This is a genomic window from Escherichia sp. 93.0816, assembly GCF_013368855.2.
Lineage (GTDB): Bacteria > Pseudomonadota > Gammaproteobacteria > Enterobacterales > Enterobacteriaceae > Escherichia > Escherichia ruysiae.
The window spans coordinates 1-20,186 of sequence record NZ_JABWNC020000014.1; the positions used below are offsets into that span (position 1 = coordinate 1).

Annotated in this window: 21 protein-coding genes and 2 pseudogenes; 20 read left to right on the forward strand and 3 right to left on the reverse strand. The window is 46.8% G+C overall.

The features are described 5' to 3' along the window. Positions 1–359 (reverse strand): annotated as a pseudogene (locus HEM79_RS14875) (IS66-like element accessory protein TnpA); the annotation flags it as partial. A gap of 430 nt (positions 360–789) precedes the next feature. Here HEM79_RS14875 and HEM79_RS23050 point away from each other — a divergent pair. Beyond that, positions 790–1,023, forward strand: a complete 234-nt coding sequence (locus HEM79_RS23050) for an IS66 family transposase (protein ID WP_367227034.1) — start codon at positions 790–792, stop codon at positions 1,021–1,023. Positions 1,024–2,410: 1,387 nt separating this feature from the next. Here the strand turns inward: HEM79_RS23050 and repA are convergent. Continuing rightward, positions 2,411–3,442 (reverse strand): plasmid replication initiator RepA, encoded by a 1,032-nt coding sequence (repA, locus tag HEM79_RS14885; protein ID WP_000907867.1) that lies wholly within the window; start codon positions 3,440–3,442, stop codon positions 2,411–2,413. Positions 3,443–4,445: 1,003 nt separating this feature from the next. On the opposite strand from repA, the gene HEM79_RS23055 reads away from it, so the two are divergent. The 19 genes and pseudogenes from HEM79_RS23055 (at position 4,446) to HEM79_RS14975 (ending at position 19,799) form a co-directional block, all read left to right on the forward strand. After that, the gene (locus HEM79_RS23055) at positions 4,446–4,676 is read left to right on the forward strand and encodes an ash family protein (RefSeq protein ID WP_235658126.1); all 231 of its coding nucleotides are present in this window, start codon (positions 4,446–4,448) and stop codon (positions 4,674–4,676) included. Further along, the gene (locus HEM79_RS14895; protein WP_000074855.1) at positions 4,594–4,881 is read left to right on the forward strand and encodes a helix-turn-helix transcriptional regulator; all 288 of its coding nucleotides are present in this window, start codon (positions 4,594–4,596) and stop codon (positions 4,879–4,881) included. Before HEM79_RS23055 ends, HEM79_RS14895 begins: the two co-directional genes overlap by 83 nt. A gap of 441 nt (positions 4,882–5,322) precedes the next feature. Beyond that, the gene (locus HEM79_RS14900) at positions 5,323–5,856 is read left to right on the forward strand and encodes a transcription termination/antitermination NusG family protein (protein WP_001303319.1); all 534 of its coding nucleotides are present in this window, start codon (positions 5,323–5,325) and stop codon (positions 5,854–5,856) included. Between the two features lie 253 nt (positions 5,857–6,109). Further along, positions 6,110–6,793, forward strand: a complete 684-nt coding sequence (locus HEM79_RS14905) for a conjugal transfer protein TraC (RefSeq protein WP_000213859.1) — start codon at positions 6,110–6,112, stop codon at positions 6,791–6,793. A gap of 13 nt (positions 6,794–6,806) precedes the next feature. Continuing rightward, positions 6,807–7,373, forward strand: a complete 567-nt coding sequence (gene traD / locus HEM79_RS14910; RefSeq protein WP_000776429.1) for a protein TraD — start codon at positions 6,807–6,809, stop codon at positions 7,371–7,373. Positions 7,374–7,640: 267 nt separating this feature from the next. Next, positions 7,641–7,895 carry a PilI type IV pilus biogenesis protein gene (locus HEM79_RS14915; protein ID WP_001136192.1) on the forward strand — a complete coding sequence of 85 codons (255 nt, stop codon included), beginning with the start codon at positions 7,641–7,643 and terminating at the stop codon, positions 7,893–7,895. Positions 7,896–7,937: 42 nt separating this feature from the next. Then, positions 7,938–8,390 carry a hypothetical protein gene (locus HEM79_RS14920; protein WP_001116157.1) on the forward strand — a complete coding sequence of 151 codons (453 nt, stop codon included), beginning with the start codon at positions 7,938–7,940 and terminating at the stop codon, positions 8,388–8,390. 49 nt (positions 8,391–8,439) lie between these two features. After that, positions 8,440–9,029: pseudogene (locus HEM79_RS22910) on the forward strand (pili assembly chaperone). Between the two features lie 33 nt (positions 9,030–9,062). After that, entirely contained in the window at positions 9,063–10,130 is a 1,068-nt protein-coding gene (gene pilL, locus HEM79_RS14925) for a type IV pilus biogenesis lipoprotein PilL (RefSeq protein ID WP_069896523.1), read from the forward strand. Beyond that, on the forward strand, positions 10,130–10,567 hold the full coding sequence (gene pilM, locus HEM79_RS14930; RefSeq protein ID WP_000539807.1) for a type IV pilus biogenesis protein PilM: 438 nt from the start codon (positions 10,130–10,132) through the stop codon (positions 10,565–10,567). The genes pilL and pilM overlap by 1 nt, the downstream gene beginning before the upstream one ends. A 13-nt stretch (positions 10,568–10,580) precedes the next feature. Continuing rightward, positions 10,581–12,263, forward strand: coding sequence for a PilN family type IVB pilus formation outer membrane protein (gene pilN / locus HEM79_RS14935; RefSeq protein ID WP_000748143.1), 1,683 nt, complete (start codon positions 10,581–10,583; stop codon positions 12,261–12,263). After that, positions 12,256–13,551 carry a type 4b pilus protein PilO2 gene (pilO2, locus tag HEM79_RS14940; RefSeq protein WP_000752770.1) on the forward strand — a complete coding sequence of 432 codons (1,296 nt, stop codon included), beginning with the start codon at positions 12,256–12,258 and terminating at the stop codon, positions 13,549–13,551. The genes pilN and pilO2 overlap by 8 nt, the downstream gene beginning before the upstream one ends. Then, entirely contained in the window at positions 13,538–13,990 is a 453-nt protein-coding gene (pilP, locus tag HEM79_RS14945) for a type IV pilus biogenesis protein PilP (protein WP_001247330.1), read from the forward strand. The genes pilO2 and pilP overlap by 14 nt, the downstream gene beginning before the upstream one ends. 10 nt (positions 13,991–14,000) lie before the next feature. Then, complete coding sequence (locus HEM79_RS14950; RefSeq protein WP_023166903.1) at positions 14,001–15,554, forward strand: GspE/PulE family protein; 1,554 nt, start codon at positions 14,001–14,003, stop codon at positions 15,552–15,554. A gap of 12 nt (positions 15,555–15,566) precedes the next feature. After that, positions 15,567–16,664: a type II secretion system F family protein gene (locus HEM79_RS14955; RefSeq protein ID WP_024247703.1), complete on the forward strand. Its 1,098-nt coding sequence runs from the start codon at positions 15,567–15,569 to the stop codon at positions 16,662–16,664. 17 nt (positions 16,665–16,681) lie between these two features. Next, entirely contained in the window at positions 16,682–17,296 is a 615-nt protein-coding gene (locus HEM79_RS14960; RefSeq protein WP_001542527.1) for a type 4 pilus major pilin, read from the forward strand. Positions 17,297–17,305: 9 nt separating this feature from the next. Next, the gene (locus HEM79_RS14965) at positions 17,306–17,866 is read left to right on the forward strand and encodes a lytic transglycosylase domain-containing protein (RefSeq protein ID WP_176241303.1); all 561 of its coding nucleotides are present in this window, start codon (positions 17,306–17,308) and stop codon (positions 17,864–17,866) included. Then, positions 17,851–18,507, forward strand: a complete 657-nt coding sequence (locus HEM79_RS14970) for a prepilin peptidase (RefSeq protein WP_001193553.1) — start codon at positions 17,851–17,853, stop codon at positions 18,505–18,507. Before HEM79_RS14965 ends, HEM79_RS14970 begins: the two co-directional genes overlap by 16 nt. Beyond that, a complete protein-coding gene (locus HEM79_RS14975; RefSeq protein WP_001417545.1) occupies positions 18,507–19,799 on the forward strand; it encodes a shufflon system plasmid conjugative transfer pilus tip adhesin PilV in 1,293 nt (430 codons plus the stop codon). The genes HEM79_RS14970 and HEM79_RS14975 overlap by 1 nt, the downstream gene beginning before the upstream one ends. Here HEM79_RS14975 and HEM79_RS14980 read toward each other — a convergent pair. Beyond that, positions 19,796–20,173 carry a prepilin, shufflon protein A gene (locus HEM79_RS14980; protein WP_244571763.1) on the reverse strand — a complete coding sequence of 126 codons (378 nt, stop codon included), beginning with the start codon at positions 20,171–20,173 and terminating at the stop codon, positions 19,796–19,798. The two genes, HEM79_RS14975 and HEM79_RS14980, sit on opposite strands and share 4 nt — an antisense overlap. Positions 20,174–20,186: the final 13 nt, after the last annotated feature.

The following is a 20,186-nucleotide window of genomic DNA, read 5'->3' on the forward strand; positions in this document are numbered from 1 at the left end:
GCTATTTGTGCGACACAGGCACCGGGTAAAAGAGTTTGCTGAACAAGTCTCCATTTAAACTCCGTTGAAAATCGGTTCCGGCGGGGTTTCTCTGCTTTCACAGGCTGAGTCACGGTCGGGGCTGAAGGGTATCGCCCCGGGAAAAGAGCCCGGGCCAGTTGCCCGCAGGAATATTCACCGGAAAGAGGCCAGTCAGTGAATACCTGGTGAAATAGCCTCACCAGAGAAAAAATGGCGGTTTTGCTGACACCAGTCTGCGCAGAAATGCGCGGGTACGACAGTGACTCGTCAAATCTCAGCTGTAGCACACGCAGGATCAATTCCGGATTATCTGCCAGTACCGCCTTTCGTGCATTCATCTTAAATGTCCTTTTACTGCGAAAATGGACATTTGTATCGGAAACAGGAAAGGGAGGCGAAAGACGGTTTAAATGATGCGCTTACGAAAAATCTCGTCTTAATACAGAAGGTAATATTGTACCGTCATGAATACCTCATTCGCATAGCTAAACTGGAAAGGCCCCTCTGAACAGGCAGAGAAACGGGTGAACAGCGCCCCGGCAGCGTGGCTCATGAACTTACCGGATCTGCAGGTAAAAAATATCCGGATCAACACCTTCGCCACTTCCAGTGTATCCAGCAGGAGGATATGTTTACAGATTACGATCGGCAGTTCAGTGCTTAACGTGAAGGAGAATCGCTGACGAAAATCCACGATGTGTACATCCGTAGCAAAAGTGCAACAGCGGGAAAATAAAATATATCAATGATACCGTACAGCATTGTGAAATTCGCGGATTACCAGAACCAGAACAACTGACTATCAGGCAGGTGTGGCTCAAACCATTACTGGCTTCGCAACATGCGAGGATAGAGAAAAATGCCACACAGTCGAGTAAATTCAGACTGGAAAAAGTGTTCAGCTATGTTCTGAATCAGATGGGCGCACTCAGTTATTACAGTGAGGTCGATCTGGCAGAGACGGATAATAACCATACGGAAAGAGACCTGCGTGCTGTCTGAACGGTGTTGCACAGAAAGCGTATCAGCACCATGTTCTGAGAGTTCTACCAGACAGACTCACCAACCGGGTTGATAAACTCAGTCATAGCACTCATCCACAAATACTGTATCCGGTTAACACGTACGAACTATTTATTACTAATGTGGCTGAGAGCTACAGTTGGATACTTATGCTCGAAAATCAGGAGGGTAAATAGATGATATTTTATGTCCATCAATCAGCGGAAGCGTTCAGGAAGGAGTGATACAGTAAAGAAACCCCATGATTCCAGCATGGGGATAGTTGCCGGAAACCTGACCAGTTTGAACAGACCGAGCATTGTCAGATTTCCGGCGTTGGATTACAGGCAATTCCAGCTTTCAGACCCAGCTAAGTGGGTACCTGCATATACGAAAATAAACAGATAAATATATCTGTTTATTAAACAAGAATACAGGTTATATGATTTTCTATCTATACTGATGGAAATATCATCAGTATTAACAAAACCGAATTATCCAGAAGGGTATTTTCCTTTTATCAGATGAGCACAATGCACTGTATGCCGTGTAAACGGCATGGAAGGCGGCACTCCATTGTTGCATATGATACCGGAGTAAAACCGCCGAAGCCCGGCGTAAGCCGGTACTGATTGATAGATTTCACCTTACCCACCCCCAGTCCTGCTAAGCCATATCCGCTTTCAGCCATGAGAGAGCTTCTGTGCGCGGTCGGAGTGGTCCCGACGAGGGTTTACCCGAAGTCGGGGCGTATCTCCGCGTTAGCGGGCCGTGAGGGCCGCTTACGAGCGTGTACTGGGGACTTTTAGCCAGAACACTAACAGGCACGATGGGATATAGTTACAACATTCATAATTAAAAGCGATGTTGTTCCCGCCCTTCGGGCGGGGGCGGCCTCGCTTTTCAGTTATGAGGGGTGGGCACGGTGCTGCGTTTATGTGGTGTTTTTTATTCTTGATGTTTTCGCGGTGGTTTCAGAACGGTGAGGTTCGGGGCCCGCGCGTTAGCGTGGGAGGTGCTTTTAAATTCTGAGCGGCGCGGCCTTGGCCGCTGCAAGCGAAGACCTCTTTGTATTTGTTCAGAGTGGCCTCAGAGATAAAGATTTTCCCTGCGGCGAAGCAACGCAGGGGATTAAATAATGGGGTTAAGACTATATTGCAGGTTTGCTGTTTTAGGCTTGCAGCTTCTTAAAGTTCTTTGTTTGCGGATTTATGTGGATAACTGAAACGACGTGACCACGTTCTGATGACTGATGCGTGGTTTTATGGGCATATATGCCCCTCTGAGGGGATTTAAGGTGACTACTACGGATTTTGGGCTGAGCGATACCTGCGCCGAAAGCCCCGAAGGGGCTGGCGATGATTCAGTGCTGAAGGAATGGTGCTGTCTAGTGCGGCGGTGGCGCAGCCAGCGTCAGTTCAAGCTGACGCAACTCCCTGATGGCCAGTCGCTTCAGATGGTCATCGGAACAAAAATAGGCTTCATCCGGCGGCAGACGCTTCCTGAGATACTCTGCCATCTCATGAATCTGCTGGTCGGCAGGCAGTTTCTTCAGGCGTCTGGCGCGCTTACTGGCTGCCGCTTTTGCACGACGGTGTTTCAGTGCATCCTGGCTGCGCTGCAGATACCAGCGTTTTCTGGCCGCATGTACGGAGATATCTTCATCCTCACGCAGAACACCTTCCCGAATGAGCTGCTGGCGGATTTCACTTTCACGCAGTCGTTTCTGCTGCTGTTCGTGAAGTTTTACCATGTCGACACCCAGCATCTGCCAGCCTGCCGGTGTTATCCAGACGTAACGTGGCAGACGCTGGCGGGTTTCACGGTCCCACAGGGTTTCCTCTGAAACACCCAGCACACCAAAACGTACCTGTTCGGCCAGCAAACGGGAAAGGCGGGAGACCGTCACTTCCAGTTCCGGAATAACCTTCCCCTTGCTGTCTTTCGGGCTGATTTCTCTGGCCAGACGGGAAACACTCATGCCTACGGTATGTGTGCCCGCATCACTGAAGCTGACCAGAACCGGCCAGATGGCATCGAGGAGGCGTTGTTTTTCCGGACGGAAAGCATATTTGCGACCGGCATACGTTCGTTTCTGCACGTAAAAAGGATGCAGAGACATGTGCATGCGCAGGCTCTGCTCGCCGGTCACCGGGTCCTTTTTCACCAGACGGTTGTAGGCGTGCCCGAGCTGCCCGCTCAGCGCCTTATAGCGCTCAGGACGATACCAGGACGGATTTTCGCATTTGGGTTTGGTGGAGTGCTCACCGCGACGGCGCTTCGTGCGCTTCCTTTCCGGTTCAACCAGGAAAGTGGTCGCCCTTCCCGCTTCATAGTCTTCCCAGAAACGGATCTGCTCTTCGGGTGCTAACTGACTCCAGTGTACTGCGTTATATGGAGTATTCTTCAGACCTGCCACAAGCTGTCGCTTATGGCGGAGCGATTGTGCCGTGTATTTATACACTGCACAGGGTTGAATCTCTGGTACGGTTTCATTATACTTTACCCGTATTCTGTGAGGCCCCCACTATCTTTCTGCGTCCCGCCAAGTTCGTCGAAAGATTGTGGGGGTTTTCCTTTTATGGCTTCCGGAACATCTTCAGTCTTCTGACTTACTGTCCGTACATGCCATCTCTCCTGAATGCCTTATGGCGCATTCTGCCGTCCGGCTTTCGCCGCTTGCTCCACAGAGTGCCACCCTCTGCACAGCTAATAACAGCCGAAATATACCCGCTTTACGTTAATTTGAAAAGCATTACAACGATCTCTTCTCTTCCAGTGCCTCCTCACTGATACCTCTAATGAGTTAATCTTGACCTGCGTCAAAAAAACAAAATCTATTTTTAAAAGCAGATTTTTCTGCTTTAGATCCTTCTTTTGGATTAAAAGATCGACTTTTGTCCTACTCACGATCATTTATCTTACAACCGATCCACCCAACAGAATAATATTCTGTTTTAAGGCAATTAAACGATCTAAAAAACCTTTAAAAAATCATTTTGTAGATCATTCGATCGTAAATAGAATGATTCTTAGATAATAAAACCATTTGTTACACAGCCCGCCAATTGTGTAACAACAGCCTCTACAAGAGCATATTTGTTCATATGTTCGTCAGAACTGCGGATTGTCTGGACGAGGGTCAGACACCGTTTCGTGCATATGGACCAGCATGTTCGAACGCCACAAAGCAGAAGCATCATGCCTGGATCGCTTCGGCGCGGAGCGTTAAGTTTTGACGCTTTTTTGTATATTTTTTAAGCTGTTAGTTGACTCGGTAAGTTATACTAAGTACCCTTTACTGGTCACAGGCAAAACTGTGATCGGGCGTAGGAACCCGCGTAGTCATCGTCGGCGCAGAAGTTAATTTCTTCATTTGGCGTCGTTTTTTGCCATACCATAAAGACAGGAATTCGTATTTCTTGTCGTCTTCTATGGTAGCTCAGGCGGGGCAGGCATTAGCCTGGCCGGTTTCCGATGACGCCGGTATTCCTACCCCCGTCTGGGCTATCACCAATGAGCGTAGGAACTCGGTGATAGCGTTTTTAGTTGTCATCGGAGACTGTTGCTATGTCACCTCAAATGATACAGAAACTCCCGGCCATCACTCTGTTGGAAGGCATGTTTCCCGAGCTATCAACAAACCAGCTTAAAGTCTGCGTTTTTTACGCAATGGGTGTTCCTTACGACGCCATTGCTCAGAACTGTCGGCTTTCTCCCGAAACGGTACGAACCTACCTGAAGCGAAGCCTGAAGAATTTAAATCTGGAAGGATATGATGCACTTCGCTCTGCTGTGCTGATGCGAACTTTCGTTTTCATGATTAGCAATACAGCTAAAGAAAACGAAAAAATGTGAACAGGTGTCCCCATTAAAGGGGACACTTTCATGGAAATTGCATTTTGCACTTTACAGGCGATCCCAAATTGATAAACATAAACACCAAGCACAAGTTACTTTAATAAAGCAAATCACTTCAGACGGTGTCCCAGTTATTTGTATCTGGCTCATGCCCGATATATGGCGACCTTACTCTGAACTGACGTGCTGATGTTTTATTTCGCGTATCACAATACTGTGCCACTGTATTGCTGATATTAGTGCTTAGCCGTTCTTTATCTGTGAGTTCGCCAAATCACCGATACAGAACGTACTAGAGTCTGCTGGTTATATGCCTGTCAGAACTGCAGTTTATCCAGATATGGGCTGGACACTGCTTCAGACATATGATTTAGCATATTCGCCTGACATCGCAAAATCGTCCATCATGGATCGGTTTTGCGCGGAGCGTTGAACTTCGTGAATATAGAACACCTGAATAACCGGAACTGGTATCTTGCGCAATATAATACAGCCGGCAAAAACAGAGAATCTTTATTCTCATGGCTGAATGAGCAAAACGTCGTACCATGGACTCCATTAATAACAAGAAAGATAAGACGGGCAGACTCCAGGTGCTGTTACCGTGAAAGAATATTCGCTATTTTTCCAGGGTACTTTTTTATTCTGGCTAATTTTGACATTCACCCAGTATCAGCATTACGTCGACATAGCGCCTTCATTGATTTCGTGAAGTTTGGCGGTGAAATAAAACCCGTCAATAAAGATATTGTTGATGGATTAATGAAGATTTACCCGGACCCTGTGCTAAATCCGGGAGCCAGGGAAGAGCTGAATGCGGCTTCCAGCATATGGCTGACAAAAGCACAATATCAGTATCTCCTCAGAATGGAAAATACTCTCCAGCCTGAGTCGAGGATATCCCTGCTCCTGGAACTGGTATCAAATGCCGAACATCACGGCTTTATGGAGCGCCTTGTAAACATCCCATAGCCAGTATTTCCCGGCCTTCGGGCCGGGCTTTTTTCAATTCAAGAGAATATTCCGGAGTGAAGCCTGCACGAAGCCATCCCCACCATGGACTCCCCCTGTCTTTTGATGGAACCGTGTATTTCTTAATGGCGAAAGAAATAAAAGGCTTCACCCCAGAGTATTGATTCGTTTTATCAAAGGCCGGCCCGTGCCATCACGTGTGGCGGAGAGAACGGATACCGGTCTTCTTTTCATCTCACAGTAGGACATTCGCATGACCACGACAGAACATCCCGTGCGCCAGTTGCTCTGGTGTGCACTGAATGCCCTGAAAACGGCACAGGAAAACCACAATATAACCAGTGAAACCGGATTACGGCATTACCTGCTTGAATGGCTTTCTGGTGCCAGCAGACATCCTGAGTTCCGTAGTCTCCCTGGCGAAATCATGGCGTTAAAAGCATTGACCGAAAAAGATCGCAATATTCCCATCATCGGAACGCTGAATACGCTCTTTCTCAGCTCTGCCACTGTCGGGGAATGTCCGTTGTTTCGTTTTCGGGCTGCACTGGGTAAATTACAGAAAGCAGGCTGGCGCACATATGTCTGCCCATGGCCTGAGAGGGTGTTCAATGAATCCATTGAACGGGCCTGTTCCGGGAAACGTCATCTGCTACAACTAAGTCGCACCGAAGAGTGTTTTCTACCGACAGGCGATATGAGGGCACCAGTTACGTTGCAGCTGATCACTCCACTACACCGCAAAACTATGCAGCTTCTGGAAACGGCAGAGTTAATATTCTCCGACGAAGGATTTCAGGTGGTGAGAGGATACGAACATCAATTCGGGATCGAACGCAGAGAAACCCTCTTTCACACCCTATTTATCGGGCTGCCCAGCCTGCCAGAAGATGTCTGGGGTGCAACACAGGAGCAGACGACTATCACATTACACTGAGGAAGAGCAATACATGAAACTCCAATATCGTATTCCATTAGCTATGTATAGCGTCTGGTGCATTATAGCGATTTTGCTCTGCAAGGATGGCTTGTACCAGATGAACATATGGACGCTAGTAGAGATATTGGGGATGATAGCTCTCCCGCTGTTAGTCCGTCCGTTTTTCATTCTGCTTAGAATAATATTTAGGAAAAATAGTTTTAAAACCAAAGACATGTCTGACAATCACACAGTATGTGTTTTCCTGAGCGCACTCGCAGATACTTCCTCAAAGAAGGCGATAAAAAAACACTTCAAGCAATTACTCGAAAAGCTGCCCCCCTTATTACGCCAGAAGAAACGTATCTACATGAAATCCCATCTTCTGACTGAAGCCAGGACACAAAAGCTGATTTGCTCTCTGCGCCGAAAAGGGCTGGATGTAACCGTGGAACGAAGGGAATCCGCCATGAATAGCGTCATGTTCCGCATCCTCATCGTCAGCAGAATCTTATCTCAGTGGAAAGTGCCTCACATAAATCCCCGCTGTGGTATCGTCATTCTGACCCTGAAAAACGATTCTGGAAACAGGGAATAACAGTTATAAGAGCAACACGATTTCCGACAGGAAAACATCCATGAAAATCAACGTAGATGACGCTGGCAAAAAGAGCGTCACTCTCATCACGCCTCACATGCGTTAATTCCCGACACACCCCGTGACCCGTCTTCGCAGCCTGTACCACCCTTTCTGCCGTTCCCGGGATTCTTTCTGTCACTACTCGCTTGTGCCGTTTTTTCGCAACCGGTACGTGCAGTTACGACGGTACAGCTGCTTCTTTTCCCGTTCCGAAAGGAGTCTTTGATGCCACAGCAACATCCCGGACGACTACAGGTACTGGTCGTCGACACGCACTGCAAACGCAAGCTGTTTTCAACGAAAACACAGACAGATCCCGATGAGCTTGCCCGACGCTTCTGCACGCCGGATAACTGCCTTGTGGTGGTACTATGCAACAACCGATTTCTGTTCCGCCTGGAACGTGCACCCGGTAGCCACTGCCGCTGGCGCAAGGGTAGCCGCTCCCGCCATCAGCACCTGCAGGACTGGCTGTCGTAAAAACAACAAAAACAAAAGACCTCGTCAAAACAGGAGGGGACCATGCCGTTTTTATTTAAATTAACCATCGCGATTTTGATTGTCTTTGCAATCCTTTTTCCGATTTTAATTTCATCAGATAACAAACTGTCCGCACTTTTTTGGAAGATACCAAAAGACTTCTGGGTTTTCCTGATTTTCATGTACGGGGCAATCATCACGTTGGTGTTCATAGAAAGCAGTGAACAGGCACGCATCCGCCGCCAACAATATTTGCAACAGTACAAAATGCCAAATGAGATACATGAAAATGTGGTGATAGAAAACAGTATGATTTCAAGAGAAACAACAGATGACGAATCTGACATTAACACCCTGTACCTTGATTCATTTAAAAGTAAAAACAACTGCAAATCTTTTGAAACCAATCCAAATTTACTGGATAAAAATGGTAAGCCAGTGGAAATAATGGTGTGTGATGTTCAGGAACTGCATTTTTTCGTTCCAAAGAATTAAACAGTTAATCCCCCTTACTCTGTTATCTTAGTCGCCGGCATCAACTAACATGAAAAATAATAACGTACCATTATATCTATGGTTACTTTGGTGTACGTTTTGCCTGTACATCACTACCCCGTGGCAATACTTCCGTTATCTATACACTGACCACATATCACTATCTTATATATTATATTTCTGTATAGTGGTTATTATTTGCTTTTCCCCACTACTTTTCAGATGCGTGCTTCTTATCGTAAGGTCTGTATCTAAATACAACTTCACATTCTTTGCAAAAAAAAAGGCAGTAAAGAATCAAGCATACATCTTAGCCCCTATGCCGATACACGTTGTCCGGAGTCAATGAGGAAACACTGGGATGTGTTACTTTCTCTGATATCAAAAGCAATTAATAATGATGAAACCATTGTTATGCATTCACATCTCTTTACTCCTGCAAGAATAAATAAACTTATAAAGAGACTGGAATCTTATGGTTTGAATTTCTCTGTTATTACATGCCCACGGAAAACAAGTCTGTATGAAAAATTATCAATTCCTTTTGTATATCTCTTATTTCAGTGGTCTCTCCCGCATTTGCATTCGGACGGAATGACAGTCGTCATTCGTCCTCTCCAGCCGCCTCACACCAATTAACAAACACGTATATACGAACACGGAGTCTCCGTTATGAAAAAAAACTGTCTGACACTTATACTGCCGTCATTATTGTCCGGCTGTGCCGGAATTTCCGGCAGCAATAACGTGGCACCATCAGATACGCCTGCTCTGGTTTTTGTTGACGGACAAATCAGTGAAAGTGCTGGCGTTCTGGCACTTACGCAACAACGTCTTTCTCCACCTAAAATAACTCCCCCCCCGAGAGTCAGCGTGCCAGAGACAGTAAAAACAGCACAGCCTGTTAGCGAATCCCGACCGTTACCTTCACCAACAATAAGTCAGAATTTCTCCCGGTTAATCATTACAGGCAAGCCTGGTAGCGCCCCTGTAACACTATCGCCGACGGCCCGTAACCGGACCGTCAGTCAGTGGATAAAAACATTACTACCGGAAGGATGGAAATTCAGACAAGAGAATGCAGCCACGCCCAAGCTGAATACCAAACTGGTTTCATGGTCTGCCAATGATCAGTGGACCCGTTCTCTGAATCGGTTGCTGGAAGAACAACACCTATGGGGCCATCTGGACTGGGATAATAAAACGTTGACCGTCACAACATCAGCTGCTGCACCGGCACAGGACACGGCAACCACTATCTCGCCAGCAGCCATGGTAACCACATCCACTTCCCCTGAATCTCCAACAACAGCAAATAGCCAGAATAAACCACGAAATCCATTCAGAGGAAACAGCGTATCTTCGTCAACCCCCGCCGCCCCCCCGACTCCAACCGGCTCCACAGTCAAGTCTATCCCGCTCATGACCGGGACGCCTGTCAAACCGGTATCTCAGGGTAAAGAGTGGCGTGCGCCGGCAGGCACCACATTAAGAGAGAACATTATTAAGTGGGCAGAAGAAACAAAATGCGAAAGCATGGCATCAACGCACTGGATGGTCATATGGCCACTTTCTGTAACCGATTACCGTCTGGATGCGCCTTTAATGTTCCGGGGATCATTTGAATCAGCCATGGAGCAGGTATTTGAGTTATATCGGACTGCGCAAAAACCTTTATACGCACAGGCTTCTCGCATGCAGTGCATCATTACAGTTTCTGATACAAGGGATGGTCGCTAATGGGATGGCTGGTCATGGCCGTCGGCCTGACCATTCTGATTATCACTGGTAGCTACCAGAATCAGAAGATGTCTGAAACCACAAACGCCCAGCAATATGCAAGTGCGTCTGTATGGGCAAGTCAGATACTAATGATTGCTAACAGAATCAATGATATCAGATACGTATCAGGCCAGCAGGACGGAGTAATTTCCTCAGATAAACTGGCTCTCCCTGTCACTCCGGACTCCCGAATTAAACATCAGTTACAACAGGGGCGTCTGTGGGTATGGATGCCTGAACAACCAGGACTTGTTGAAACTTTGCGTTCAAAAAGTCGTGGTTCTGCACTAATAGGGATCTTCCAAAACGGGCAACTCACCTGGCTATCAGGAACTGCAACCGGTCTGACACCCCCGGCAGGCATTACTGCTGGTTCTGTCGTCTACGTTAACTAATCTGGATATATTCATGAAAAAATCACACCAGCGTTCAATGAAGCTGGCGGTGCTCCCCTGCATGATCGCCGTCGCTCTTTCCATCTCCGGATGTACTTTCAGCGAAATCAACAAAATGCAGAAAAAAGCACAGGAAGACTCAGCACATGCACGGGAAAAGGTATCAGCCCTTTCGGCCCGTAAATCGCAGGCTCTCACCTGGCTCGATAATCAATGGATAAACCCTGTTCCGGTCGCTCAGGTATCAAGAGAGAAAAAACAAACAGCTCCGGCCTGCTACATCACGCAGGCAAGAAAAGGAGAGATCACTCTGCAGGAACTGGGGCAACGTATTACTGCCGTATGCGGCATCCCTGTGATCATCACGCCTGACGCAGCCAATTCAACTCTTGAAGGAGGCGCTACCCGCCAGATGACAGGAACACTACCAGCACCAGATGAAAATGGACGTCTACCGTTAAGCAGCCTGGGCAGCACAACAATGACTACCTCCACTCAGCCATTAACGCTGAATAACCTCATGTGGCAGGGAGATATCAATGGTCTTCTGGATCTGATGGCCAGCCGGAGTGGTCTGTACTGGCGCATGGATAATGGTCGGATTGTATTCTACCTGACTGAAACCAGAACGTATCCACTTCATATGCTGAACACCAAAACCAGCAGCAGTTCCAGTGTCAGCTCTGGCTCAACAAGCACAATGGGGGCAACAGGAGGCCAGGATAACTCAGCATCCGGTGATGCAACATCCTCTCAGAGCACAACCGTTGGTCAGGAATACGATCTGTATGAAGATATCCGGAAAACTATTGAAGCAATGCTGACACCAGAAAAAGGCCGTTACTGGTTATCTGCATCGAGCTCAACGCTGACTGTCACTGATACTCCAGCTGTCCAGGAAGCCGTCGCACGATATGTGGACGAACAAAACAGTATTATGAACCGCCAGGTAGCCCTGAACGTACAGGTTCTGAGCGTCAGCAATACCAGAAACGAACAGTTCGGTCTGGACTGGAACCTTGTTTATAAATCGCTACATTCCGCCGGAGCAACGTTGAACAATGCAAGCGGAGATTTTACAGGCGCTACATCTGCAGGCGTATCAATTCTGGATACGGCAACAGGGAATGCCGCCAAATTCAGCGGTTCCAGTCTTCTGATTAAAGCGCTGAGTGAACAGGGCGATGTCAGTGTTGTGACTTCACAAGAAAGCACTGTCACAAACCTGACGCCGGTACCTATCCAGATGGCAGATCAGACGGTTTACGTCGCCCAGTCAGCAACAACAACGACTACGGATGTAGGAGCAACAACAACATTAACGCCGGGCATGATCACCACCGGATTCAATATGACCCTGCTACCTTTAATTCAGAAAACGGGCAATCTCCAGTTGCAGATGAATTTTAATCTGTCAGATCCCCCAACAATCCGTAGCTTTACGTCAAAAGACGGAAACAGTTACATCGAAATGCCGTATACCAAACTGCGTTCACTGAGCCAGAAGGTCAATCTGAAAGAAGGGCAATCACTTGTCGTTACTGGTTTCGATCAGAACAATACGACGACAAGTAAAGCCGGTACGTTTACGCCAGCAAATCCATTATTTGGTGGTTCACAAACCGGGAAAAATGAACGCAGCACGCTTGTAATCATCATTACCCCGACTTTCCCGTCAGGAGGCAACAATGGCTGATGAAGATATCAACCCGGTTGTGCTTCTCGCAGATCCTAAAGTAAATCATCGCGTGTGGGCAGCCTGTCTTAAATGGAGTCCTGTCGTAAAAAAACAGCGAGTCCCTTCTCATCAGAAACACAAGCCCCATGTAAAATCCAGACGGCTTACCTCTCTGAAAGTGACTGTAGGCAGCAGAAATTCCCGTGGAAAGATCAGCCGCCTTACCGGCACAGGAATACTGACCAGGCCAGAATGCAATCATTATTTTTCCCTGGCACTGGCTTTCTGCTCATGGGTCAGAAATGGATACGGTGTCTTCCGGTACAGCGATAAGGAGCTCTTATTCCTTGCTTCCATTAATGGCCAGCCTGCCGTTATGGCTGACTTATCAGGAAATGATGCCGACGTTGCCCAAAAGGTCAGCCTTTTTCTGGCGATGAACGAAGAGCCCCCCGAAAAATGGCAGGTTGTATCGTCTCTGGAACATCCTGATAACTGGGAAAGTATTATTACCCGGTTATCATCAGCAGACCTCCGCCGTTGCAAACTTACTGTCGGCAATCGCAGCAAATTCACACTGCCTGCCGTACTGTTTTTAGTAGCAGCCGGCGCAGGCACTGTATTCTGGATGACTCAGCCAGAGCCAGATGTCGTACCGACGCCCGAGGAGATAGCTGCACGGGCAAGATTACAGTTTAAAAAGCCCGAACCACCACCGGAGCTCCCGCATCCATGGGCTTCACAACCTGTAATCAGTGATTTTCTGAAAGCCTGCGCGGACCTTCGAAAACCATCACCGGTCGCACTGGAAGGCTGGAAACTTACCGGTGGAACATGTACTCCCGAGACATTCACACTGATTTACGAACGACAGCCAGGAGGAACTATTGAAGGCTTTCTGGCAAGAAGCAAAGAAATCTTTCATGTTATTCCTGACTTTAACCTTAAAGATGGTGCACGCCTGGCTTCTGTAACCCGGCCACTGCCTTCCCTGCCCCGCAGGGATGAGGCAGTCCCTGCCCCCTCAGAACAACTGATGCGGGTGTTCACGTGGTTTCAGAAAAAACAGTTAACGCCGGCCATTAATGAAATAGCCATACCGGAACCATTACCAGGTAACGATGGTGAACCAGCCCCTGTTCAGAAATGGAAAGAATATCAGTTCAGTTTATCAACGCCTGTAAATCCTGATGAGTTGTTCCCTTTATTTCAGGATACCGGCGTTCGTCTGAGCAATATCCATTTTGAATTAAACGGCGGTACTTTCAGTTATTCCTCAGAAGGTCATATTTATGCGTCCAGGTAAATTACTCATTATTCCATCCATATTTTTCTTCTCCGGTTTTTCATTTGCAACAACACAACCTCTTGTCACAATAGGAGAACTTGAAGCACAACAAAACCGGAATATTCTTTTACAGGCAAAAGTTCAGGGCGCACAGCTACAGAAACAACTCGAAGAATCAGATGTTAATCTGTCATCTGAAACTATTTCAGGTTTCTCTGGTGTGACTGCCTCTTTGCCATCAGTTTCAGAGCAGCCGACATCTAAAAACAGAAAGGAATTGCCCGTTATTATGGAAATAAACGGCAAAGATAAACGTCTTCATGCCGTTCTTCGCATGGCTGATGGACGTCAGACAAGCGTCACCACTGGCAGCCAGCTTCCGGGTACATCCGTCACGGTGAAGTCGATCTCATTGTCTGGCGTCACGTTAAGTGATGGCACCACCCTTACTTTCTGAGTGATGTGATATGGATAAATATAATCTGAAGGATGCTCTCCTTTTTATATCCCGGGGAGACACCCATGAAATTCTTATAGAAACAAACCAGCGAACAAGGCCTGACGTACAAAGTAATCTCCAGGAGCTGCTAAAATTATATCCGGATATCAACCCAAAAGTAGTTTCGTTGTCGGAGTTACAGGAGGCTGGTCAGGATGAGAAAAACAGAGGCCCGAAAGAACGAATTATTCATCTGAAAGACCTTGCTGATGTCAGTGAAAGTGAGAAGAAAGTTCTATCTTATTTTGAAACGGCCAGAAAACTTGGTGCTTCAGATATTCATTTCTTAATTTCAGAGTCTATTTTCAAAGTTCGCATGAGAATATTCGGTGAACTGCAGACTGTAGATGAAGATCAACCAGCACTGGGCTATTCACTTTGCGCAACAGCCATTCTGTCAATGGCTGATGTCACTGAAACCAGTTTCTTCCCTCAAAGGGAACAGGATGCGCGCCTGTCCCCACAATTAATGCGAAAAATAGGAATATTTGGTGCACGCTACAGTCACAGACCTACGGGAGACGGTCTGATTGCAGTTATGCGCCTGATACCCGATGACGGAGATAAAGTTCCCACGTTTAAACAACTGGGCTTTATCCCGGAACAAATCCGGTTGCTGAACATAATGCTGCGCCGCCCGGAAGGAAAAATAGTCCTGTCAGGTCCAACCGGTTCCGGTAAATCGACAACGTTACGCAGCGCCTGCCGTGTATATCTTGACGATAATCAGGGGCGACACCTGCTAACAATCGAAGATCCGCTGGAAGGACAGATACTGGGAGCAACACAGACTCCGATTATCTGCGACAAATCCGACGAAGATGCCGTCAAACTGGCATGGAGTCGGGCTATTTCATCGGCAATGCGACTTGACCCTGATGCCATCATGGAAGGGGAAATGCGCGATCTTATCTCGATGATGTCAACCACCTACGCGGCACAGACCGGGCACATAGTTCTGACGACATTACATACAAACTCAGCTCTGGGTATACCGGAGCGGATGATTACGATGGGTATGAATGCCGATCTTATTTGCGATGCGCAATTACTGATTGGGATGATCAGCCAGCGCCTTGTACCAACTCTGTGTCCCTCCTGCCGTATTCCATGGGAAACGCGAGCACCTGAACTTAGCGACGACGAGCGTGATTACCTTGAGCGGCACTGCAATAAAGATTCACTCTGCAGTACAGATAATATCTGGTTCCGAAATCCTCACGGATGCTCTGAATGTAATCACGACGTAATCATTAACGGCAGAAAGCGCGGTGAAATAGGTAAAGGCCTCACCGGCAGGACTGTAATTGCTGAGGTGATAGAACCTGATAACCGCTTATTTCAGATTCTGAAAACACGCGGCAAAGTTGCAGCACGTAAATACTGGCTGGAAAACATGAAAGGCATCAGTCGTGTAGAGCATCTTCTTCGCCGTATCAATGAAGGTCTGGTAGACCCTCTTGAAGCCGACAGAATCATCCCTCTGGACGAAGACGAGCGCCTCAGCATCGATGATGTCTAACAGGAGAACAACATGCGTGAAATGAATTTCAGTCAACGGCTGAGGCGTTTCATTGTCAGAAAAACGTTCAGCGCCCCCTACAGGGTGCAGTTTTACGAAGCCCTGCGTTTTCTGCTGGAAAATAAACAGCCATTAAAGACCGCACTGGAACAGATGCGGGATGCCTGGACAGACTTTGGACGAAAATGGCATCCCTTTGCTGAACTGGCCACAGACTGCATTGAGTCTCTTCGTGAAAACAGTGGCGAAAACTCTCTGGAATATACTCTTAGTTTATGGGTTCCTCAGGAAGAGGCCGCAGTAATCAGCGCCGGGATAAGAAGTGGTTCAATTGTGGATGCACTGCAATTCGCCACCACTCTTACAGATGCAAAAGAACAAATCCATCAGGCTATATGGCAAATGGCTATTTATCCGGTGGGATTGTTAATCATGATGACGGGGACATTATATGTTCTGAATACAGAGCTAATACCTGAACTGAGCAAAATAAGTTCCCCCGATTCATGGAGTGGTGCTCTTGGTTTTCTTTATGGATTATCTGTTTTTGTCGATAATTACGGCGCTATATGTGCCGTTCTTTTTGCAGTGATCATAGGTTTAATATCATGGTCTCTGCCAAACTGGAAAAGCCCTGACAGTGTTCGTACTTTTGCCGACAAGATAATGCCATGGAGTATTTATCAGGATATACAGGGAGCAACATTTCTCCTGAATATGGCTGCACTTCTGAAAGCCAAAATGACGACGCTCAACTCACTAAACATTCTTCAGGAGTTTGCATCACCATGGTTAAGCACACGTCTTGACAGCATTATTTACCGCGTCCGCCAGGGGGATCATCTTGGACTGGCTTTGCGTCAGTGCGGTTATCAGTTCCCATCCAGGGAAGCAGCCAACTTCCTGTCTTTATTACAGGGAGATGGCGCAACAGAGCTAATCAGCAATTATGGTCAACGATGGCTTAGTCAAACACTTCAACGTGTAAAGAAACGGGCAAACGTGATTCGTTTAATTATGCTGATATTTCTTGTCATGTCTCTCATGTTACTGGTTTTTGCCATTATGGATATTCAGTCTATTAGTGACAACAGCATGGGTAACTTTTAAACAAAACGAGGATATTTATGTTAGTAGAAAATATTAATGCCACTTTAACTGGAAATAATAAGAAGAATGAGCCTCATGATAAAGGATGGGGAATTTTGGAGCAGGGAACAATAGCGCTCGTTGTTCTTTTTGTTATAGTCGTTGTTCTGGGTAGTTTGTATGCGTTACGTACAAGAACCAATGTGGCAACTGAAACCGCAAATATACAAACAATTATCACAAGTGCCCAGAGCCTGCTAAAAGGTAGCGATGGATATACATTTACCAGCAGTGCCAAAATGACAGGTGCCCTCATTCAGATGGGGGCCGTTCCCTCTGGGATGACAGTACAGGGCGACAAAACATCTGGTACAGCAACGCTCTATAACGCATGGGGCGGTGCTGTAACTGTTGCCCCGGCTTCAACATCAGGGTTCAACAACGGTTTTACCGTTACCTATGATAAAGTCCCACAGGATGCCTGTATCCAGATTGCCACACGGATCAGTAAAACTGGTTTAACTAACGGCATTACCCTGAACAGTACTGCTCACAGTGATGGAAAAGTCACTACTGAAGAAGCCAGTACGCAATGCAAGGCAGATAATGGCAGCACTGGTACAAACAAACTTATCTTCACCATCAATGGTTAAGGAGTTTTAATGTCAGGGGGTACAGTACCCCTCAGACTTATTTCATTAATCCTGCTTTTTTCTCTTATTCCACCCGCCCGAGCTTCATACGTAGCCCCCAAACAGATCTGGACCAACAAGTGGGACAATTGCTTTGCCGCTGCCGGCGCGCGCTATCAAATTGAACCATTATTATTGAAGGCTATTTCTGCCGGGGAATCTTCGTTGAGGCCGGGCGCAATTAATATAAATAAGGACAAAAAAACAGGTAAAGCCAGTAGCACGGATTATGGGTTGATGCAAATAAACTCAACCCATATTCCAAAGCTGATAAATATGGGCGTAATAAAAAAGTATGAGGATTTAATCACCAAACCATGCCTTAATATCCATATAGGAAGCTGGATACTGGCAAGACATTTTCAGATATGTGGCGTCAGCTGGAATTGCCTTGGGTCATACAATGCCGGATTCCGTAAGGACAGACATGAAACAAGAGAGCAATATGCCAATAAAATATGGAGAATTTATCGTGACATGAAAGGGATATGTCTTCCCGGACAGGGAGGCAGGCAATGCAGACAATCGTAGGCATAAGTCTATCCCCTGTTTATATACTGCCATTGATGTTCACATTTTCCATTATTGGACGAACTCTGCTATTCAGAGTTCGTTATTTTTTATCTGATACGGGACATCTCTGGTATAAGACACACCCTGCTGTTCTGTCAGGAATATGGCTATACAGTATAGCTGTGGCGTTAATTATTTTATCATCATCACCACTGCTCTACCGTATTCATGCTGTCCTTATTCTTTCGTTCATACTGCAAATGGCGGTAACGGATGCACTGACAGGTTTATTACCAGGAACATTCACCCGGCGTTTTTTAATTGCAGGAATGCTATCACAAATCACGACTGATATATGGTGGTTCCGTACAACAGAATTTGCCACTGCTGCAATTGTCTTATTCTGCCTTCATAAATTAGTTAACCGCCATCGTCTTAATATTGGCACTGGAGACCTGTGGCTTATTGCAGGTATTACCGCATGGTCAGGGTTATATAACGCCATATGGTGTGTGTTGCTGGGCACAGGAGGATTTGTCTTATGGCATTCAACATGGTGCATAAAAGGGCATAAAGAAGGCCCTCTGGGTCCATGGCTATGTTTTGGCCATGTCCTTTTGCTGCTGGATAATCTTTATCAACCACTATGGGTAATCTGATGAAAAAATATGACCGAGGCTGGGCATCGCTGGAAACTGGCGCGGCTTTACTGATTGTTATGCTCCTGATTGCCTGGGGAGCGGGCATATGGCAGGACTATATTCAAACAAAAGGATGGCAAACTGAAGCACGTCTTGTCAGCAACTGGACCAGTGCGGCCCGCTCTTATATAGGGAAAAACTACACGACTCTCCAGGGCAGTAGTACCACAACAACTCCTGCCGTTATCACGACAACCATGCTGAAAAATACCGGCTTTTTGTCCAGCGGGTTTACTGAGACAAACAGCGAGGGGCAGCGGTTACAGGCATATGTGGTTCGAAACGCCCAAAACCCGGAATTACTACAGGCAATGGTTGTATCCAGTGGTGGCACACCTTATCCAGTGAAAGCACTTATCCAGATGGCTAAGGATATTACCACTGGTCTTGGTGGATATATCCAGGACGGCAAAACAGCCACAGGTGCATTACGTTCCTGGTCAGTAGCTTTAAGTAATTATGGTGCCAAAAGCGGTAACGGGCATATTGCCGTATTGTTATCGACAGATGAACTTAGTGGTGCAGCTGAGGACACTGATCGTCTTTACAGATTCCAGGTCAATGGTCGCCCTGACTTAAACAAAATGCACACGGCCATTGATATGGGATCAAATAACCTGAATAACGTTGGGGCAGTAAATGCCCAGACAGGTAATTTCAGCGGCAATGTGAATGGTGTAAATGGCACTTTCAGCGGTCAGGTAAAAGGCAATAGCGGAAACTTTGACGTAAATGTCACCGCTGGCGGTGATATCAGAAGTAATAATGGTTGGTTAATTACTCGTAACAGTAAAGGCTGGCTCAATGAAACTCACGGTGGCGGATTTTATATGTCCGATGGATCATGGGTTCGAAGTGTAAACAACAAGGGCATCTATACCGGCGGTCAGGTGAAAGGCGGTACTGTTCGGGCTGATGGTCGCCTTTATACTGGTGAATACTTACAACTGGAAAGAACTGCCGTTGCTGGCGCATCATGTTCGCCTAACGGCCTTGTAGGCCGCGATAATACAGGGGCAATACTTTCGTGCCAATCCGGTACGTGGGGGACAATAGGTGGAAAACTCAAAGTTACTCAGCTTTCCACCACAGGTTATCTGGGGCAATTCGACTTCTGTGCCATTGCCAGAATGGGCAACGCAGAGGATGCCCACTACTGCCAGGTAGTTGAGAGCCCAGCAGGTTCACGCAAATGGTACAAATACGAGCATAAGACAGGTTGTATTGCGTCGTGTGTAACGCTCAATTAAGTTTGATATCCAAATACAGAAAATACCCCGGCACCACATGATGTATTTTCTGTTGGATAGGATGTTATCTGATAGGAAGTACCTGCAGGTACAGCAAAGCTGATAAAGGCTGTTTTTCCATATGCAGGGTTATTGCTGGCATTCACGCTAATTAGCGTCCCACCAACATATCCCTGCAGTCGGGATGTATTTGCACATGCACCTCCGGCAGATCCTCCATTACCTCCAGATGCATAAATAAACAATGTACTGCCCCCTGAATTCCGCCCTGAGAATGAACCTCTATGTGAACCTAAGTTTGTGTAAGAACCATTGAGCGAACCTGAAGTCTTCCACGTACCGGATTGGCACTTGCAGAGAATGATTGTTGGCATTATTTTTTGCCTC

Bases quoted from the DNA above. Each gene is read 5' to 3' on its own strand.
- HEM79_RS14955 (WP_024247703.1), top strand. From the start codon at position 15,567: ATGCGTGAAATGAATTTCAGTCAACGGCTGAGGCGTTTCATTGTCAGA.
- HEM79_RS14975 (WP_001417545.1), top strand. From the start codon at position 18,507: ATGAAAAAATATGACCGAGGCTGGGCATCGCTGGAAACTGGCGCGGCT.
- HEM79_RS14920 (WP_001116157.1), top strand. From the start codon at position 7,938: ATGCCGTTTTTATTTAAATTAACCATCGCGATTTTGATTGTCTTTGCA.
- HEM79_RS14965 (WP_176241303.1), top strand. From the start codon at position 17,306: ATGTCAGGGGGTACAGTACCCCTCAGACTTATTTCATTAATCCTGCTT.
- pilM (WP_000539807.1), top strand. From the start codon at position 10,130: ATGGGATGGCTGGTCATGGCCGTCGGCCTGACCATTCTGATTATCACT.
- pilO2 (WP_000752770.1), top strand. From the start codon at position 12,256: ATGGCTGATGAAGATATCAACCCGGTTGTGCTTCTCGCAGATCCTAAA.
- HEM79_RS14950 (WP_023166903.1), top strand. From the start codon at position 14,001: ATGGATAAATATAATCTGAAGGATGCTCTCCTTTTTATATCCCGGGGA.
- HEM79_RS14960 (WP_001542527.1), top strand. From the start codon at position 16,682: ATGTTAGTAGAAAATATTAATGCCACTTTAACTGGAAATAATAAGAAG.
- HEM79_RS14895 (WP_000074855.1), top strand. From the start codon at position 4,594: ATGTCACCTCAAATGATACAGAAACTCCCGGCCATCACTCTGTTGGAA.
- HEM79_RS14915 (WP_001136192.1), top strand. From the start codon at position 7,641: ATGCCACAGCAACATCCCGGACGACTACAGGTACTGGTCGTCGACACG.
- HEM79_RS14970 (WP_001193553.1), top strand. From the start codon at position 17,851: ATGCAGACAATCGTAGGCATAAGTCTATCCCCTGTTTATATACTGCCA.
- HEM79_RS14905 (WP_000213859.1), top strand. From the start codon at position 6,110: ATGACCACGACAGAACATCCCGTGCGCCAGTTGCTCTGGTGTGCACTG.
- pilN (WP_000748143.1), top strand. From the start codon at position 10,581: ATGAAAAAATCACACCAGCGTTCAATGAAGCTGGCGGTGCTCCCCTGC.
- pilL (WP_069896523.1), top strand. From the start codon at position 9,063: ATGAAAAAAAACTGTCTGACACTTATACTGCCGTCATTATTGTCCGGC.
- traD (WP_000776429.1), top strand. From the start codon at position 6,807: ATGAAACTCCAATATCGTATTCCATTAGCTATGTATAGCGTCTGGTGC.
- HEM79_RS14980 (WP_244571763.1), bottom strand. From the start codon at position 20,173: ATGCCAACAATCATTCTCTGCAAGTGCCAATCCGGTACGTGGAAGACT.
- pilP (WP_001247330.1), top strand. From the start codon at position 13,538: ATGCGTCCAGGTAAATTACTCATTATTCCATCCATATTTTTCTTCTCC.